At 54.3% G+C, this 16484-nt stretch carries 16 protein-coding genes; 13 read left to right on the top strand and 3 right to left on the bottom strand.

Going from position 1 to position 16484, the window contains the following annotated elements:
• Positions 1-34 precede the first annotated feature (34 nt).
• From ubiE to tatD, 7 genes are all read left to right on the top strand, one after another.
• Positions 35-790 carry a bifunctional demethylmenaquinone methyltransferase/2-methoxy-6-polyprenyl-1,4-benzoquinol methylase UbiE gene (gene ubiE, locus RW65_RS02240; protein WP_039055030.1) on the top strand — a complete coding sequence of 252 codons (756 nt, stop codon included), beginning with the start codon at positions 35-37 and terminating at the stop codon, positions 788-790.
• An 11-nt stretch (positions 791-801) separates the two neighbouring features.
• On the top strand, positions 802-1407 hold the full coding sequence (gene ubiJ, locus RW65_RS02235) for a ubiquinone biosynthesis protein UbiJ (protein WP_039055027.1): 606 nt from the start codon (positions 802-804) through the stop codon (positions 1405-1407).
• Positions 1404-3044, top strand: a complete 1641-nt coding sequence (gene ubiB, locus RW65_RS02230) for a ubiquinone biosynthesis regulatory protein kinase UbiB (RefSeq protein ID WP_039055026.1) — start codon at positions 1404-1406, stop codon at positions 3042-3044. The genes ubiJ and ubiB overlap by 4 nt, the downstream gene beginning before the upstream one ends.
• 118 nt (positions 3045-3162) lie before the next feature.
• A complete protein-coding gene (tatA, locus tag RW65_RS02225) occupies positions 3163-3426 on the top strand; it encodes a Sec-independent protein translocase subunit TatA (RefSeq protein ID WP_039055025.1) in 264 nt (87 codons plus the stop codon).
• Between the two features lie 3 nt (positions 3427-3429).
• Positions 3430-3954: a Sec-independent protein translocase protein TatB gene (gene tatB / locus RW65_RS02220; RefSeq protein WP_039055024.1), complete on the top strand. Its 525-nt coding sequence runs from the start codon at positions 3430-3432 to the stop codon at positions 3952-3954.
• 2 nt (positions 3955-3956) lie between these two features.
• The gene (tatC, locus tag RW65_RS02215; RefSeq protein ID WP_039055023.1) at positions 3957-4721 is read left to right on the top strand and encodes a Sec-independent protein translocase subunit TatC; all 765 of its coding nucleotides are present in this window, start codon (positions 3957-3959) and stop codon (positions 4719-4721) included.
• A 42-nt stretch (positions 4722-4763) separates the two neighbouring features.
• Positions 4764-5546, top strand: coding sequence for a 3'-5' ssDNA/RNA exonuclease TatD (tatD, locus tag RW65_RS02210; protein ID WP_197058856.1), 783 nt, complete (start codon positions 4764-4766; stop codon positions 5544-5546).
• 9 nt (positions 5547-5555) lie between these two features.
• On the opposite strand, the gene rfaH is transcribed toward tatD, so the two are convergent.
• Complete coding sequence (rfaH, locus tag RW65_RS02205; RefSeq protein WP_039055021.1) at positions 5556-6044, bottom strand: transcription/translation regulatory transformer protein RfaH; 489 nt, start codon at positions 6042-6044, stop codon at positions 5556-5558.
• 170 nt (positions 6045-6214) lie between these two features.
• Between rfaH and ubiD the strand changes: the two genes are divergently transcribed.
• Positions 6215-7723: a 4-hydroxy-3-polyprenylbenzoate decarboxylase gene (gene ubiD, locus RW65_RS02200; RefSeq protein WP_197058857.1), complete on the top strand. Its 1509-nt coding sequence runs from the start codon at positions 6215-6217 to the stop codon at positions 7721-7723.
• Entirely contained in the window at positions 7720-8421 is a 702-nt protein-coding gene (fre, locus tag RW65_RS02195) for an NAD(P)H-flavin reductase (RefSeq protein ID WP_039055019.1), read from the top strand. Before ubiD ends, fre begins: the two co-directional genes overlap by 4 nt.
• 184 nt (positions 8422-8605) lie before the next feature.
• Here fre and fadA read toward each other — a convergent pair whose 3' ends face one another.
• Both fadA and fadB read right to left on the bottom strand, forming a co-directional pair.
• Entirely contained in the window at positions 8606-9769 is a 1164-nt protein-coding gene (fadA, locus tag RW65_RS02190; protein WP_039055018.1) for an acetyl-CoA C-acyltransferase FadA, read from the bottom strand.
• 9 nt (positions 9770-9778) lie between these two features.
• On the bottom strand, positions 9779-11968 hold the full coding sequence (gene fadB / locus RW65_RS02185; protein WP_039055017.1) for a fatty acid oxidation complex subunit alpha FadB: 2190 nt from the start codon (positions 11966-11968) through the stop codon (positions 9779-9781).
• Between the two features lie 189 nt (positions 11969-12157).
• On the opposite strand from fadB, the gene pepQ reads away from it, so the two are divergent.
• The 4 genes from pepQ to hemG are packed head-to-tail and all read left to right on the top strand — an operon-like array spanning position 12158 to position 16150.
• Positions 12158-13489: a Xaa-Pro dipeptidase gene (gene pepQ, locus RW65_RS02180; RefSeq protein ID WP_039055016.1), complete on the top strand. Its 1332-nt coding sequence runs from the start codon at positions 12158-12160 to the stop codon at positions 13487-13489.
• A complete protein-coding gene (locus tag RW65_RS02175; protein ID WP_039055015.1) occupies positions 13489-14103 on the top strand; it encodes an IMPACT family protein in 615 nt (204 codons plus the stop codon). The genes pepQ and RW65_RS02175 overlap by 1 nt, the downstream gene beginning before the upstream one ends.
• Positions 14104-14144: 41 nt before the next feature.
• On the top strand, positions 14145-15596 hold the full coding sequence (trkH, locus tag RW65_RS02170; protein WP_039055014.1) for a Trk system potassium transporter TrkH: 1452 nt from the start codon (positions 14145-14147) through the stop codon (positions 15594-15596).
• Positions 15597-15607: 11 nt separating this feature from the next.
• Positions 15608-16150: a menaquinone-dependent protoporphyrinogen IX dehydrogenase gene (gene hemG / locus RW65_RS02165; protein ID WP_039055013.1), complete on the top strand. Its 543-nt coding sequence runs from the start codon at positions 15608-15610 to the stop codon at positions 16148-16150.
• Positions 16151-16484 lie beyond the last annotated feature (334 nt).

Here is a 16484-nt window from a genome sequence, read left to right as displayed (position 1 = left end):
TTCAAAAACATATTCTTAATGAGCAGGCACTAAGATGGCGGAAGATTCAAAAGAGACAACCCACTTTGGTTTTCAGACCGTCGCCAAGGAAAATAAAGCGGATATGGTGGCGCATGTTTTCCATTCGGTTGCATCCAAATATGACGTGATGAACGACCTGATGTCGATGGGCATCCACCGTTTATGGAAACGCTTTACGATTGATTGCAGCGGCGTACGTCGCGGGCAAAAAGTGCTCGATCTGGCGGGCGGTACCGGCGATCTGACGGCGAAGTTCTCCCGTCTTGTCGGCGAAACCGGCCAGGTTGTGCTGGCAGACATCAATGATTCAATGCTGAAAATGGGGCGCGAAAAGCTGCGCAACCTCGGCGTGATTGGCAATGTTGAATACGTTCAGGCCAATGCCGAAGCATTACCTTTCCCGGACAATACCTTCGATTGCATCACTATCTCCTTTGGTCTGCGTAATGTGACGGAAAAAGAGAAAGCGCTGCGCTCGATGTTTCGTGTTTTGAAACCAGGCGGTCGTCTGCTGGTGCTGGAATTTTCCAAGCCGGTCATTGAGCCATTGAGCAAAGTGTACGACGCTTACTCTTTTCATATTCTGCCGCGCATTGGTCAGATGGTGGCAAACGACGCGGAAAGTTACCGCTATCTGGCGGAGTCGATCCGCATGCATCCCGATCAGGATACCCTGAAAGCGATGATGCAGGATGCCGGTTTTGAAAACGTGGATTACTACAATTTGACCGCCGGGATTGTTGCCCTGCACCGTGGCTACAAATTCTGACAGGAGTGCGTATGCCCTTTAAGCCGATGGTTGCCGCCGGCATCGAACGCGTACTGAATACGTTCTTATACCGCGAAGGCGCACTGAAAAGCGCGCGCCAGCGTTTGTATGGCAAGGTGTTGCGTGTGTCGCTGCAGGAGTTCTCCTCACCGTTTGTGCTGGTGTTCAGCGAGCGGCAGATTGATGTGTTAGGCGAGTGGGAAGGCGAAGCCGACTGTACCGTACTGACCCAACTGCGCGTGCTGCCGAAGCTGCAAGACCGCCAGCAACTGACGGCGCTTATTCGCAGCGGCGAGCTGGAAGTGCAGGGAGATATTCAGGTTGTGCAAAATCTGGTGTCGCTGATGGATTTAGCCGAATTTGATGCTGCTGAAATTCTCGCGCCCTGGACCGGGGATATTGCCGCCGAGGGCATCTCGAAATTTCTGCGCGGCGGCGCGCGTTTTATGCGCCATCGCTTTCAACGCCAGCAGCGTTATGTCGCCGACGTGTTAACGGAAGAGTGGCGTGTTGCGCCGGGAGCGCTGGAAGTGGCCTGGTTTGCTGAAGAAACGGCTGCCGTACAACGGGCGGTAGAAGCTCTGGCTAAACGCCTGGATAAACTGGAGGGCAAATGACGCCTGGAGAAATACGGCGCCTCTACTTCATCATTCAGACTTTTTTAAGCTACGGTCTTGATGAACTCATTCCCATTATGCGTCTCACCCTGCCGTTGCGGCTTTGGCGGCGGACACTGTTCTGGATGCCGAACCGGCATAAAGAAAAAGAGCTGGGTGTACGCCTGCGTCTTGCTTTGCAGGAGCTGGGTCCGGTATGGATTAAGTTCGGGCAAATGCTATCAACCCGCCGCGATCTCTTTCCGCCACTGATTGCCGATCAGCTGGCAATGCTGCAGGATCGCGTTGCCCCTTTCGATGGTCATCTGGCCAAAAAGCAGATTGAAAAAGCGATGGGCGATATACCGGTGGAAACCTGGTTTGACGATTTCTCTATTGAACCACTGGCCTCGGCGTCTATCGCGCAAGTACACACGGCACGGTTGAAAGAGAACGGCAAAGAGGTGGTGATTAAGGTTATTCGCCCCGATATCATGCCGGTTATCAAGGCGGATCTGAAACTGATCTATCGCCTGGCGGGCTGGGTGCCGCATCTGTTACCCGATGGTCGCCGTCTGCGCCCGCGCGAAGTTGTACGTGAGTATGAAAAGACGCTTATCGATGAGTTGGATCTGCTGCGCGAAGCCGCTAACGCTATCCAGCTGCGCCGCAACTTCGAAAACAGCCCCATGCTGTATGTGCCGGAAATCTATTCGGATTATTGCAGCCAGGATATGCTGGTGATGGAGCGCATTTACGGCATTCCGGTTTCCGATATTGCCGCACTGGAGAAAAACGGCACCAATATGAAATTGCTGGCGGAGCGCGGTGTGCAGGTCTTTTTCACCCAGGTTTTCCGCGACAGCTTTTTCCATGCGGACATGCATCCGGGCAATATTTTTGTGAGCTACGAGCACCCGGAAGATCCGCAGTATATTGGCATTGATTGCGGCATTGTCGGCTCGCTGAACAAAGAAGATAAGCGCTATCTGGCGGAGAACTTTATCGCCTTCTTTAACCGCGATTATCGTAAAGTAGCGGAACTGCACGTCGATTCCGGTTGGGTTCCGCCCGATACCAACGTCGAAGAGTTTGAATTCGCCATTCGTACCGTCTGCGAGCCGATTTTCGAAAAGCCGCTGGCGGAAATCTCCTTCGGCCATGTGCTGCTTAACCTGTTTAATACGGCGCGTCGCTTTAATATGGAAGTGCAGCCGCAGCTGGTGCTGTTGCAAAAAACGCTGCTCTATATTGAAGGCGTCGGTCGACAGCTCTACCCCCAGCTCGATTTGTGGAAAACAGCGAAACCTTTTCTTGAAACCTGGATCAAAGATCAGGTGGGCATTCCCGCTCTGGTCAGGGCGATAAAAGAGAAAGGCCCGTTCTGGATTGAAAAAATGCCGGAAATTCCCGAACTGATCTTCAACGGATTGCAACAAGGCAGGCATATTCAGCAGAGCGTGGATAGAATCGCCAATGAACTGCATGTCAACCATGTGCGGCAAGGGCAATCACGTTATCTGTTTGGTATTGGCGCTACGCTGCTATTGAGCGGGACTTTATTGCTGATCAATCGTCCTGAATGGGGTTTTACTCCCGCCTGGCTTATGGCGGGCGGCGGTTTGGCCTGGATTTTAGGTTGGTATAAAACGCGTTAAGCGAACCACCAGCCTGGTTGTGGTCTGATACACAGAAGCTGTCAGTAAAGAGGCAGTTCGAAGGATAAAGTGTATACTGGGGCCTATTTTTAACATCATCTGTTACAGAGGACTATGTATGGGTGGTATCAGTGTTTGGCAGTTGTTGATTATTGCGGTTATCGTTGTGCTGCTGTTCGGCACCCGAAAGCTTGGCTCGATTGGTTCTGACCTTGGCGCATCCATCAAAGGCTTTAAAAAAGCCATGAGCGATGACGATAAAGGGGAAAAGCAGGATAAATCGGTGCAGGATGCAGATTTTACAACAAAATCTCTCTCCGAAAGCAAACCATCCGACGACGTTAAAAAAGACGAAAAACGTCACGACAAAGAGCAGGTGTAATTCGTGTTCGATATAGGTTTTGGCGAACTGCTGCTGGTTTTCGTTATTGGCCTTGTGGTCCTCGGGCCGCAACGGTTGCCCGTCGCTGTGCGCACGGTAGCCGGCTGGGTTCGTGCGCTGCGTTCGCTGGCGACAACGGTGCAGAATGAACTGACGCAGGAACTGAAATTGCAGGAGTTCCAGGACAGCCTGAAAAAGGTGGAAAAAGCGAGCCTGGAAAACCTGACGCCGGAATTAAAACAGTCGATGGACGAATTGCGTCACGCCGCAGAATCGATGAAGCGCTCGTATAGCGCTAACGACGCGGAAAAAGCGAGCGATGAAGCCCATACCATTCACAATCCGGTGGTAAAAGATAACGAAGCGCAGCACGAAGGCGTAACGCCTGCCGCCGCTGAGCATCAGGCCAGCTCGCCGCAGCAGGTGCCCGACGTCGCAGAAGAGAAAAAAGCGCCGCAGGTGGCTACCGCACACAAAGAGGCCGCGCCGGTTTCCGACTCCACACCTTCTTCAAGTGATAAATCCTGAACATGGCTGTAGACGATACCCAACCGCTGATCGCACATCTTATTGAATTACGTAAGCGACTGCTGAACTGCATGATCGCCGTGATCGTAATTTTCCTCGCGCTGGTTTACTTCGCGAATGATATCTATCAACTGGTTTCCGCGCCGCTCATTAAACAGATGCCGTTGGGCGCAACCATGATTGCGACCGATGTCGCCTCGCCGTTTTTTACGCCAATCAAACTGACCTTTATGGTGTCGCTGATCCTCTCCGCGCCGGTCATTTTGTATCAGGTGTGGGCATTTGTCGCACCGGCGCTGTATAAACATGAACGCCGTCTGGTGGTGCCGCTGCTGGTTTCCAGCTCGCTGCTGTTTTACATCGGTATGGCGTTTGCCTACTTCGTGGTTTTCCCGCTGGCTTTCGGCTTTTTGACCCATACCGCGCCGGAAGGCGTGCAGGTTTCCACCGATATCGCCAGCTACCTTAGCTTCGTGATGGCGCTGTTTATGGCCTTTGGCGTCTCATTTGAGGTGCCGGTCGCCATTGTGCTGTTATGCTGGATGGGCATCACCACGCCAGCGGATCTGCGTCAAAAACGCCCGTACGTATTGGTGGGCGCGTTCGTGGTTGGCATGTTACTGACGCCGCCGGATGTCTTTTCGCAGACGCTGTTGGCCATACCGATGTATTGCCTGTTTGAAGTCGGCGTCTTCTTCGCGCGCTTCTACGTTGGCAAACGTCGGGTGCCCGATGACGAGAGCGAAACAGAAGCCAACGAAGAGTAACATTCAGCCGCCCGCCAGGGCGGTTGTTGTATGGGGAAAAGCATGTTTGATATTGGTGTGAATTTAACCAGCAGCCAGTTTGCTCACGACCGGGATCAGATCGTGGCGCGGGCGCACGCGGCGGGTGTAGCGGGTATGCTGTTGACGGGAACGAATCTGCATGAAAGCCAGCAGGCGCAGCAGCTGGCGCAGCATTATCCTCAGAGCTGGTCGACGGCTGGGGTGCATCCTCACGACAGCAGCGGCTGGACGGAGGAAACCGCGCAGGCGATCCGCCTGTTAGCCGCCACAAAAGAGGTGGTCGCCGTGGGCGAATGCGGGCTGGATTTCAACCGTAACTTCTCAACGCCGCAGGAGCAGGAGTACGCTTTTGAGGCGCAACTGGCGCTGGCCGCCGAGCTCAATATGCCGGTATTTTTACACTGCCGCGATGCACATCCACGCTTCCTGGCGCTGCTCGATCCGTGGCTGGATAAACTGCCCGGCGCGGTGCTGCACTGCTTTACCGGCTCGGCGCAGGAAGCGCGGGAGTGCCTCGAACGCGGTCTCTACCTTGGTATCACCGGCTGGGTGTGTGATGAGCGACGCGGGCTGGAGTTGCGCGAAGTGGTGCCGATTATTCCCGCTGAACGGCTGTTGATTGAAACCGATGCGCCGTATCTTTTGCCGCGGGATCTACAGCCAAAACCTACATCACGGCGTAATGAACCTGCCGTGTTAGGGCATATTCTTGCCACCGTTGCGAAGCTTCGCGGCGAAGATGCCCAATGGCTAAGTACCGTGACGGATCGCAACGTGCGGCAGTTATTTGGTGTGAATTTTTAACGCGGCGAATCAGGCCTTGCGGAAGTCCGTATTTTTGACGCTTTGTAGCACCTGCTTATTGAGCAGGTGTAATAACAGCATGGAACGCGCTTCGCCGTCCGGCTCTTTAAAAATAGCCTGAATCCCTTCGAGGGCGCCTTCGGTTATCACCACATCATCGCCAGGATAGGGCGTGTCAGGATCGGTAATGCCTTCCGGCTGATAGAGCGAAAGCTGCTGAATAACGGATTGCGGCACGGTGGCTGGATGCATACCAAAGCGGACGAAATGGCTAACGCCACGCGTGGCATTAACGGTGGTAGTGTGAATAACCTCGGGATCAAACTCGACAAACAGATAGTTTGGGAACAGCGGCTCGCTGACCGTTGTGCGCTTGCCGCGCACCATTTTTTCGAGTGCGATCATAGGCGTCAGACAGCTGACCGTCTGGCGTTCTAAATGTTCCTGGGCGCGCTGAAGCTGGCCACGTTTGCAGTAAAGAAGATACCAGGATCGCATAAACACTCATTTCCGTAAGTTCGGGCGCAAGAATATCAAAACCGCAGCGTGATGGCTAAGTTGATTATAACTCGTGGCTAAAGATGGCGTTGTAATTCACGCGGATTTAACAAAAATACAGCAACCGCCCGGCGAACACCGTATAATATGCCCCTTACCTGGAGGCGATAATAGACCGCATGAAATACAACGACCTACGCGACTTCCTGACGCTGCTTGAACAGCAGGGCGAGCTGAAGCGCATCACTCTGCCGGTTGACCCTTATCTGGAAATGACGGAAATAGCCGATCGTACCCTGCGTGCGGGCGGCCCGGCGTTGCTATTCGAAAATCCGAAAGGTTACACCATGCCGGTGCTGTGCAATTTATTTGGCACGCCGAAACGGGTTGCGCTCGGAATGGGGCAGGAGGATGTCAGCGCCCTGCGTGAAGTGGGTAAGCTGCTGGCGTTTCTGAAAGAACCCGAACCGCCAAAAGGATTCCGCGATCTCTTCGATAAGCTGCCGCAGTTCAAGCAAGTGCTGAACATGCCAACCAAACGGCTGCGTGGCGCGCCATGCCAGCAAAAAGTGGTGCAGGGCGACGCGGTCGATCTGCGCAAAATCCCGATTATGCAGTGCTGGCCGGAAGATGCTGCGCCGTTGATCACCTGGGGCTTAACCGTGACGCGCGGGCCGCACAAAGAGCGCCAAAACCTCGGGATTTATCGCCAACAGCTGATCGGTAAAAATAAATTAATCATGCGCTGGCTTTCCCATCGTGGCGGCGCGCTGGATTTTCAGGAGTGGCAGGCGGCGCATCCGGGGGAACGTTTCCCCGTCGCAGTGGCGCTGGGTGCCGATCCGGCAACCATTCTTGGCGCGGTAACGCCGGTGCCGGATACCCTTTCTGAATATGCTTTCGCCGGGCTTCTGCGCGGGACGAAAACGGAAGTAGTGAAGTGCGTATCGAACGATCTTGAAGTTCCCGCCAGTGCAGAAATCGTGCTGGAAGGCTATATTGAGCCGGGTGAGATGGCGCCGGAAGGGCCCTATGGCGATCACACCGGCTATTACAATGAAGTCGATAGTTTCCCGGTGTTCACCGTTACCCATATTACGCAGCGTGAAGATGCGATTTATCACTCCACATATACCGGCCGCCCGCCGGATGAGCCTGCGGTGCTTGGGGTGGCGCTCAACGAAGTGTTCGTGCCTATTCTGCAAAAGCAGTTTCCCGAAATCGTTGATTTTTATCTGCCGCCGGAAGGCTGCTCTTATCGCCTGGCGGTGGTCACCATCAAGAAACAGTACGCGGGCCATGCTAAGCGCGTAATGATGGGTGTCTGGTCTTTCCTGCGTCAGTTTATGTACACCAAGTTTGTTATCGTGTGCGATGACGATGTCAACGCGCGCGACTGGAACGATGTGATTTGGGCGATCACCACCCGCATGGATCCGGCAAGGGATACGGTGCTGGTAGAAAATACGCCTATTGATTACCTGGATTTTGCCTCGCCGGTTTCCGGGCTGGGCTCCAAAATGGGACTGGATGCCACTAACAAATGGCCGGGGGAAACCCAGCGTGAATGGGGCCGCCCTATTAAGAAAGACCCGGAAGTGACGGCGAGAATCGACGCCATCTGGGATGATTTGGCCATACTGAATGACGAAAATAGACCCGACAGAGAGAGCGCATGACAACCTTAAGCTGTAAAGTGACCTCCGTAGATGCCATCACTGATACCGTATATCGTGTCCGTTTAGTGCCGGAAGCGGCTTTTTCTTTCCGCGCGGGCCAGTACCTGATGGTGGTGATGGATGAGCGAGACAAGCGCCCATTCTCTATGGCTTCCACGCCGGATCAGCACGATTTTATTGAACTGCATATTGGCGCCTCCGAGCTGAATCTCTACGCCATGGCGGTGATGGATCGCATTCTGAAAGACCGGGAAATCGTTATCGATATTCCCCACGGCGATGCCTGGCTGCGTGATGATGAAGAGCGTCCAATAGTGCTGATTGCTGGCGGCACGGGCTTCTCATATGTTCGCTCTATTCTGTTGACCTCGCTTAAGCAAAACCCTCATCGCGATATCACCATTTATTGGGGCGGCCGGGAAGAGAAGCATCTTTACGATTTGGCCGAGCTTGAAGCGCTGTCGGTAGATCATCCGCATCTGCGGGTGGTGCCGGTGGTCGAACAGCCGGAAGCGGAGTGGCGCGGGCGTTCAGGCACGGTGCTGGCTGCGGTGTTGCAGGATTTTGGTTCGCTGGCCGAACACGATATTTATATTGCAGGCCGTTTCGAAATGGCAAAAATCGCCCGCGATCTGTTCTGTAATGAGCGCGGTGCGCGTGAGGATCGCCTGTTTGGCGATGCGTTCGCGTTTATCTAATCGCCGTCGTTTCCAAACCGCATTAAAAAGCCCGCCCCTGACAGGCGGGAAGAACGGCAACTAACTTTTCACTTCGCCAGGGCGGATATTGCTGCACTGGCTGATGCGCTCCCCGACGGCAGTACCGTTTATGCCGTCGGGGAATGATGCGATTACCGGCCCAGTCTTTAACTCACCTCACGCGTTACACGCGCTCAAACACCGTCGCGATCCCCTGACCTAAACCAATGCACATGGTTGCCAGACCAAACTGTGCATCTTTGCGTTCCATCAGATTCAAAAGCGTGGTGCTGATACGTGTTCCGGAGCAGCCCAGCGGATGGCCGAGGGCTATCGCGCCGCCATTGAGGTTGATCTTCTCGTCGATCTGCTCCATCAAGCCCAGGTTTTTAATACACGGCAGGATCTGCGCGGCAAAAGCTTCATTCATCTCGAACAGATCGATATCGCTGGCAGATAACCCGGCTTTTTTCAGCGCCAGTTGGGACGCTGGTACCGGGCCATAACCCATGATTGACGGATCGCAGCCAACAACCGCCATAGAACGAATGCGCGCACGCGGCGTAAGGCCCAGTTCGCGGGCGCGGCTTTCGCTCATTACCAGCATGGCGGATGCGCCATCGGACAGGGCGGATGAGGTACCGGCAGTGACGGTGCCGCTGACCGGATCAAAAGCCGGGCGCAGCGTTGACAGCGCTTCGACGGTGGTTTCCGGGCGGATAACTTCGTCGTAGTTAAACTGCTTCAACACCCCGTCCGCGTCATGACCGCCGGTGGGGATGATCTCATTTTTAAATGCGCCGGATTGCGTTGCCGCCCAGGCGCGGGCATGTGAACGCGCAGCAAAGGTATCCTGCATTTCACGGCTGATGCCGTGCATACGCGATAACATTTCCGCCGTCAGCCCCATCATACCCGCCGCTTTCGCTACGTTACGGCTCATACCCGGATGAAAATCCACGCCGTGGCTCATTGGCACATGGCCCATATGTTCCACACCGCCAACCAGACAGACCTGCGCGTCGCCGGTCATGATCATGCGCGCAGCATCGTGCAGCGCCTGCATTGAAGATCCGCACAGACGGTTAACCGTCACGGCGGGCACCGAGTGGGGGATCTCCGCCAGCAGCGCGGCGTTACGGGCAATGTTAAAGCCCTGTTCCAGGGTCTGCTGCACGCAGCCCCAGTAAATGTCGTCGATAGCGGTCGCGTCCAGCGCCGGGTTGCGCGCCAGCAGGCTACGCATCAGGTGCGCGGAGAGATCTTCTGCCCGCACATGACGGAATGCGCCGCCTTTTGAACGGCCCATCGGGGTACGAATCGCATCGACAATGACAACCTGTTCCATTGTGACTCCTTAAGCCGTTTTCAAATCGCCCACCGGGCGCGCAGGTTCAACCGCAGGGTAGTAAGGTTCGTTATGGCGCGCTTTTTCACGCAGCCCGGCCGGAACTTCATACAGCGGGCCAAGATGCTGATACTGCTGTGCCATATCGAGATATTTCGCGCTGCCGACAGTATCCAGCCAGCGGAACGCGCCACCGTGGAACGGAGGGAAACCAAGGCCGTAGACCAGCGCCATATCGGCTTCTGCCGGGCTTGCGATAATGCCTTCTTCCAGGCAACGCACCACTTCATTGACCATCGGGATCATCATGCGCGCGATAATCTCCTCGTCGCTGAAATCCTGTTTACCTTTGCTGATTTCTGCCAGCATGCCGTCGACCGCGCTGTCCTCTTCCTTCTTCGGCTTGCCTTTGCTGTCTTCTTTATAACGCCAGAAACCAAGGCCATTTTTCTGCCCAAAGCGATTAGCATCGAACAGAGCGTCAATCGCATCGCGGTAATCTTTCTGCATGCGTTGCGGGAAGCCTGCCGCCATCACCGCCTGAGCGTGATGCGCGGTATCAATGCCGACCACATCAAGCAGATAAGCCGGGCCCATCGGCCAGCCGAACTGTTTTTCCATTACTTTGTCGACTTTGCGGAAATCCGCACCGTCGCGCAGCAACTGGCTAAAACCGGCGAAGTAAGGGAACAGCACACGGTTAACGAAGAAACCCGGACAGTCGTTAACAACAATCGGCGTTTTGCCCATTTTGCTCGCCCAGGCGACCACTTTCGCAATGGTGCTTTCGGAGGTTTTCTCGCCGCGAATGACTTCAACCAGCGGCATACGGTGCACCGGGTTAAAGAAATGCATGCCGCAGAAATTCTCCGGGCGCTTCAGTACGCTTGCCAGCTCGCTGATAGGAATGGTGGAGGTATTGGAAGCCAGCACCGTATCCGTCCGCACTTTCTCTTCCGTTTCTGCCAGTACCGCCTTTTTCACTTTCGGGTTTTCAACAACCGCTTCAACCACCACATCGACGCGCTCAAAACCAGCGTATTCCAGGGTTGGCTGGATGGTTGCGATAACATTCGCCAGCTTCAGGCCATCGATCTTGCCGCGTTCCAGCTGTTTGTTTAGTAGCTTGCCCGCTTCGTTGATGCCCAGCGCGAGAGATTTCTCGTTGATATCTTTCATTAATACCGGCACGCCTTTCCAGGCGGACTGGTAAGCGATACCGCCGCCCATAATGCCTGCGCCCAGCACCGCCGCATGTTTCGGCGTTTCAATATTTTTGGTGAGTTTCTTCGCCTGCGCTTTGACGTACTGGTCGTTGAGGAAAATGCCGACCAGCGCGCGGGCTTCATTGGTATGCGCCAGGGGGACGAAGCTCTGGTTTTCCAGTTTTAGCGCCTCTTCACGGCCAAATTTCGCTGCCGCTTCAATGGTTTTCACCGCGGTAATCGGTGCCGGATAGTGTTTCCCGGCCGTTTGCATCACCATGCTTTTCGCAATGGTGAAACTCATCGTGGCTTCGATTTTACTCAGCTTCAACGGTTCCAGCTTCGGCTGGCGCTTTGCTTTCCAGTCAAGATCGCCATTAATCGCCTGACGCAGAACGGCTATTGCGCCGTCACGCAGTTTTTCTGCCTTGACGATGCCGTCAACCAGACCGATTTTCAGCGCCTGTTCCGCATTAACATCTTTACCGGCGGCAATAATCTCCAGCGCGCTATCGGCGCCCAGCAGACGCGGCATACGCACCGAGCCGCCAAAGCCTGGCATAATGCCCAGTTTGGTTTCCGGCAGACCAATGCGCAGATCTGGCGTGGCTAAGCGGTAATCTGTTGCCAGCACGCATTCACAACCGCCGCCGAGGGCATAGCCATTCACTGCGGAAAGGGTGGGGACCGGCAGATCTTCCAGACGGTTAAAGACGCTATTGGCAAAGTGCAACCATTGGCTCAACTGTTCTTCTGGTACCAGGAACAGGGAGAGGAATTCGGTGATATCGGCGCCGACAATAAAGGCCGCTTTTTCTGAGCGCAGCAGCAGCCCTTTTAAATCCGATTGCTTTTCCAGCACGTCCAGCGCTTCGCCGAGGCTGGCAACGGTGGCGGTATCAAGCTTATTAACTGAGCCAGGCGCATCGAACACCAGTTCGGCGATGCCGTCTTCCAGCCAGTCGAGGTACAGGTTATTGCCTTTGTAGAGCATGTCAGTCTCCTGAATCCAACGGTGATCTGGTCGTACCAGATGAAGCGGAGTGTGGTTTTTATGTTAATAAATTGCAAATAAGTCATTAAAAAAATGCAGCGCCGATCACGCTCGGCGGAAATCACTCAGTTATGGGCAGGTGTGCTAAGATGCGAAAACTTGAGGTCACAAGAAACAGAAGGAAAAACGATGGACTCGCTGGCTGAACTTTATAAAAATCATATTGTTACTTTGCAGGAGCGTACCCGGGATGTCTTAGCGCGTTGTCAACTTGACGCGTTACTTATTCATTCCGGCGAACTGTTGAATGTCTTTCTTGATGACCATGCTTATCCGTTTAAAGTGAACCCGCAATTCAAAGCCTGGGTACCGGTCACGCAGGTCGCGAACTGCTGGCTGCTGGTGGATGGCGTGAATAAACCGAAGCTGTGGTTTTATTTGCCCGTTGATTACTGGCACAACGTCGAGCCGTTGCCGACCAGTTTCTGGACCGAAGAGGTCGAGGTTATTGCGCTACCGAAAGCGGACGATATTGGCAGCCAGCTGCCCGCCGCCCGCGGCAACATCGCCTATATTGGGCCGGTTCCACAGCGTGCGTTAAGCCTCGATATTGCCGCGAGCAATATCAACCCGAAAGAGGTGATCGACTTCTTACACTATTACCGCGCCTATAAAACCGATTATGAACTGGCCTGTATGCGTGAAGCGCAGAAAACAGCGGTAATGGGTCATCGTGCGGCTCATGAAGCTTTCCAGTCGGGGATGAGCGAGTTCGATATCAACCTGGCGTACCTGACCGCTACCGGTCACCGCGACACTGATGTTCCCTACGGGAATATTGTGGCGCTGAACGAACACGCCGCGGTACTGCATTACACGAAGCTTGATCATCGCGCACCGGCGGAAATGCGTAGTTTTCTATTGGACGCGGGAGCTGAATATAACGGTTATGCCGCTGACCTGACGCGCACCTGGGCGGCGAACAGCGATACGGATTATGCGCAGCTGGTGAAAGACGTTAATGAAGAACAGCTGGCGCTGATCGACACTATGAAAGCGGGCGTCAATTACGTTGAGTACCATGTACAGTTCCATCAGCGGATTGCGAAACTGCTGCGTCGCCATCAAATCATCACCGATATCAGTGAAGAGGCGATGGTCGAACAGGACATTACCGGACCGTTTATGCCGCACGGTATAGGTCACCCGCTGGGTTTACAGGTCCATGACGTCGCCGGTTTTATGCAGGATGACCGCGGCACGCATCTGGCTGCGCCGTCGAAATATCCCTACCTGCGCTGCACCCGCGTGATGGAGCCGCGTATGGTGGTGACAATTGAGCCGGGTATCTACTTTATCGAGTCGTTACTGGCAACCTGGCGCGATGGCCCGCTCAGCAAACACTTCAACTGGCAGAAAATTGACGCGTTGAAACCGTTTGGCGGTATCCGTATCGAAGATAACGTGGTGATCCACGAAAACGGCATTGAAAACATGACGCGGGATCAGAAGCTCGCGTAATGGAGAGCTGGCCGATCCCGGCGGCACCGGTCACCTTTAGCGAGGAGATCAAAAAGAGCCGCTTTATCACCTTGCTGGCGCATACCGACGGCGTTGACGCGGCAAAAGCCTTTGTCGACACCGTTCGGGCTGAGCATCCGGACGCGCGCCATCATTGTGTGGCGTGGGTTGCCGGTGCGCCTGATGATTCGCAGCAGCTGGGCTTTTCTGATGATGGTGAGCCGGCGGGTACGGCAGGTAAACCGATCCTCTCACAGCTGATGGGCAGCGGTGTGGGTGAAATCACTGCTGTAGTGGTGCGTTATTATGGCGGGGTGCTACTGGGAACGGGCGGTTTAGTAAAAGCCTATGGCGGCGGTGTGCAGCAGGCGTTAAGCCTGCTAACCACGACCCGCAAAATGCCATTAACCGAATATACTTTGTGGTGCGATTACGCGCAGCTGGCCGGAGTGGAAACGCTGTTGGGACAATTTGAGGGGAAAATTGTCGCCAGCGAATATCAGGCTTCCGTACATCTGCGGGTGGCGCTTCCTTACAGCAGACTGGACGCTTTTTCAGCAAGGCTTGCTGATTTTAGTCGTGGCGCATTGCAATTGTTAAAAACTGAAGAATAATCCCCCACCTGATTTTATGAACACCTAAGGAAGCGGCAGAGATGCAATTTCGCGCCATAACCCGAATCGTTGGACTGCTGGTTATCCTGTTTTCCGGAACGATGATCTTACCCGGACTGGTTGCCCTTATATACCGTGATGGCGCCGGGCGAGCTTTCACCCAAACCTTTCTCGCTGCGCTGGCCATTGGCTCCATGCTGTGGTGGCCGAACCGCCGCGAGAAAAAAGAGCTGAAATCCCGCGAAGGCTTTTTGATTGTCGTCCTGTTCTGGACGGTGCTGGGGAGCGTGGGTGCGCTGCCGTTTATCTTCTCCGAAAGCCCAAACCTGACGGTAACGGATGCCTTTTTTGAATCCTTCTCTGGCCTGACCACAACCGGGGCGACAACCCTCGTTGGTCTGGATTCACTGCCCCATGCCATTCTCTTTTACCGGCAGATGCTGCAGTGGTTCGGCGGGATGGGGATCATCGTATTGGCGGTGGCGATACTGCCGATTCTGGGCGTCGGTGGCATGCAGCTGTACCGCGCCGAGATGCCCGGCCCGCTGAAAGACAACAAAATGCGCCCACGTATAGCCGAAACGGCCAAAACCCTGTGGCTTATTTATGTCTTGCTGACCGTCGCCTGTGCGCTGGCGTTGTGGTTCGCCGGGATGCCCGCATTTGACGCGATCGGCCATAGCTTCGCGACCATCGCTATTGGCGGTTTCTCAACCCATGATGCCAGCGTGGGCTACTTCGATAGCCCGACCATCAACACCATTATTGCGATTTTCTTGCTGATCTCCGGCTGTAACTACGGCCTGCACTTCTCATTACTGAGCGGGCGCAGCCTGAAAGTGTATTCGCGCGATCCTGAATTCAGAATGTTTATTGGCGTGCAGCTGACGCTGGTGGTGATCTGCACCGCGGTGCTGTGGTTCCACAATGTCTACAACTCGGCAATGACCACCTTAAATCAGGCTTTCTTCCAGGTGGTATCAATGGCGACGACCGCTGGCTTTACCACGGACAGTATTTCCCGCTGGCCGCTGTTTTTACCGGTACTGCTCTTGTGCTCGGCGTTTATCGGCGGCTGCGCCGGTTCTACCGGCGGTGGTCTGAAGGTGATCCGCATCCTGCTGCTTTTCAAGCAGGGTAATCGCGAGCTAAAACGTCTGGTGCATCCGAATGCGGTATACAGCATTAAACTGGGTAATCGCGCACTGCCGGAGCGGATTCTTGAAGCCGTGTGGGGATTCTTCTCCGCTTACGCGCTGGTGTTTATTGTTAGCATGCTGGCGATTATCGCTACCGGCGTCGATGATTTTTCGGCTTTCGCCTCGGTAGTCGCCACGCTGAATAACCTCGGGCCGGGGCTGGGGGTGGTGGCTGACAACTTCGCCAGTATGAACCCGGTGGCGAAGTGGATCCTTATTGCGAACATGTTGTTTGGTCGTCTTGAGGTCTTTACGCTGTTGGTCCTGTTTACCCCGACCTTCTGGCGCGAGTAAGGGAGCGTTACGTGAAAACATTAATTCTATTTTCAACCAGGGATGGGCAAACGCGGGAAATTGCCTCTTACCTGGCTTCTGAACTGAAAGAGCTTGGCCTGTATGCGGATGTGGTGAACCTAAATCGCACGCCGGATATAGCATGGGAAAATTATGAACGCGTGGTGATTGGTGCGTCTATTCGTTATGGCCATTATCACCCGGCGCTGAATGATTTCGTAAAAAAGCATCTGCAACAGCTAAATGCGCGGCCGAGTGCGTTCTACTCTGTTAACCTGGTGGCGCGTAAACCCGAGAAGAGTTCGCCGCAAACGAATAGCTATACGCGCAAATTTTTACTCTCCTCACCCTGGCAACCCGATCACTGTGCGGTGTTTGCCGGTGCGTTGCGCTATCCCCATTACCGCTGGTATGACCGCCTGATGATTCAACTGATTATGAAGATGACCGGCGGTGAAACGGATTCCAGTAAGGAAGTGGTGTATACCGACTGGCAGCAGGTGGCGGTTTTTGCCCGCGAAATCGCTCAGTTAAAGCGCACTTTGGCCGATTAGCGACCGTTGCGCCGTAAAATTAAGCGAACGGTAATTTTTTTTAAATTTATGCTTGTCAGCCGGAATTAACTCCCTATAATGCGCCTCCACTGACACGGCACAACGGCAAACAAACCGGCCGGTCAGGTGAAGAAATCTGAAAATAAACAGTTGACTTCACGGCGGGAAAACGTAATATACGCAACCCGCGCCGCAGCAAAAAACGCAGCGGCACTGCTCTTTAACAATTTATCAGACAATCTGTGTGGGCACTCAGATGACTGGATTCTTAAACGTCTTCGGACGCTAAATGAATACCAAGTCTCAAGAGTGAACACGTAATTCATTACGAAGT

Source organism: Enterobacter sp. Bisph1, assembly GCF_000814905.1.
GTDB lineage: Bacteria > Pseudomonadota > Gammaproteobacteria > Enterobacterales > Enterobacteriaceae > Kosakonia.
The sequence above is the reverse complement of the archived record's forward strand: the minus strand, read 5'-3'. Positions and strand labels throughout refer to the sequence as shown.

Excerpts from the sequence above, each read along its gene's own strand:
- ubiE (WP_039055030.1), top strand. The coding sequence starts at position 35 with ATGGCGGAAGATTCAAAAGAGACAACCCACTTTGGTTTTCAGACCGTC.
- ubiJ (WP_039055027.1), top strand. The coding sequence starts at position 802 with ATGCCCTTTAAGCCGATGGTTGCCGCCGGCATCGAACGCGTACTGAAT.
- ubiB (WP_039055026.1), top strand. The coding sequence starts at position 1,404 with ATGACGCCTGGAGAAATACGGCGCCTCTACTTCATCATTCAGACTTTT.
- tatA (WP_039055025.1), top strand. The coding sequence starts at position 3,163 with ATGGGTGGTATCAGTGTTTGGCAGTTGTTGATTATTGCGGTTATCGTT.
- tatC (WP_039055023.1), top strand. The coding sequence starts at position 3,957 with ATGGCTGTAGACGATACCCAACCGCTGATCGCACATCTTATTGAATTA.
- tatD (WP_197058856.1), top strand. The coding sequence starts at position 4,764 with ATGTTTGATATTGGTGTGAATTTAACCAGCAGCCAGTTTGCTCACGAC.
- rfaH (WP_039055021.1), bottom strand. The coding sequence starts at position 6,044 with ATGCGATCCTGGTATCTTCTTTACTGCAAACGTGGCCAGCTTCAGCGC.
- fre (WP_039055019.1), top strand. The coding sequence starts at position 7,720 with ATGACAACCTTAAGCTGTAAAGTGACCTCCGTAGATGCCATCACTGAT.
- fadA (WP_039055018.1), bottom strand. The coding sequence starts at position 9,769 with ATGGAACAGGTTGTCATTGTCGATGCGATTCGTACCCCGATGGGCCGT.
- fadB (WP_039055017.1), bottom strand. The coding sequence starts at position 11,968 with ATGCTCTACAAAGGCAATAACCTGTACCTCGACTGGCTGGAAGACGGC.
- pepQ (WP_039055016.1), top strand. The coding sequence starts at position 12,158 with ATGGACTCGCTGGCTGAACTTTATAAAAATCATATTGTTACTTTGCAG.
- RW65_RS02175 (WP_039055015.1), top strand. The coding sequence starts at position 13,489 with ATGGAGAGCTGGCCGATCCCGGCGGCACCGGTCACCTTTAGCGAGGAG.
- trkH (WP_039055014.1), top strand. The coding sequence starts at position 14,145 with ATGCAATTTCGCGCCATAACCCGAATCGTTGGACTGCTGGTTATCCTG.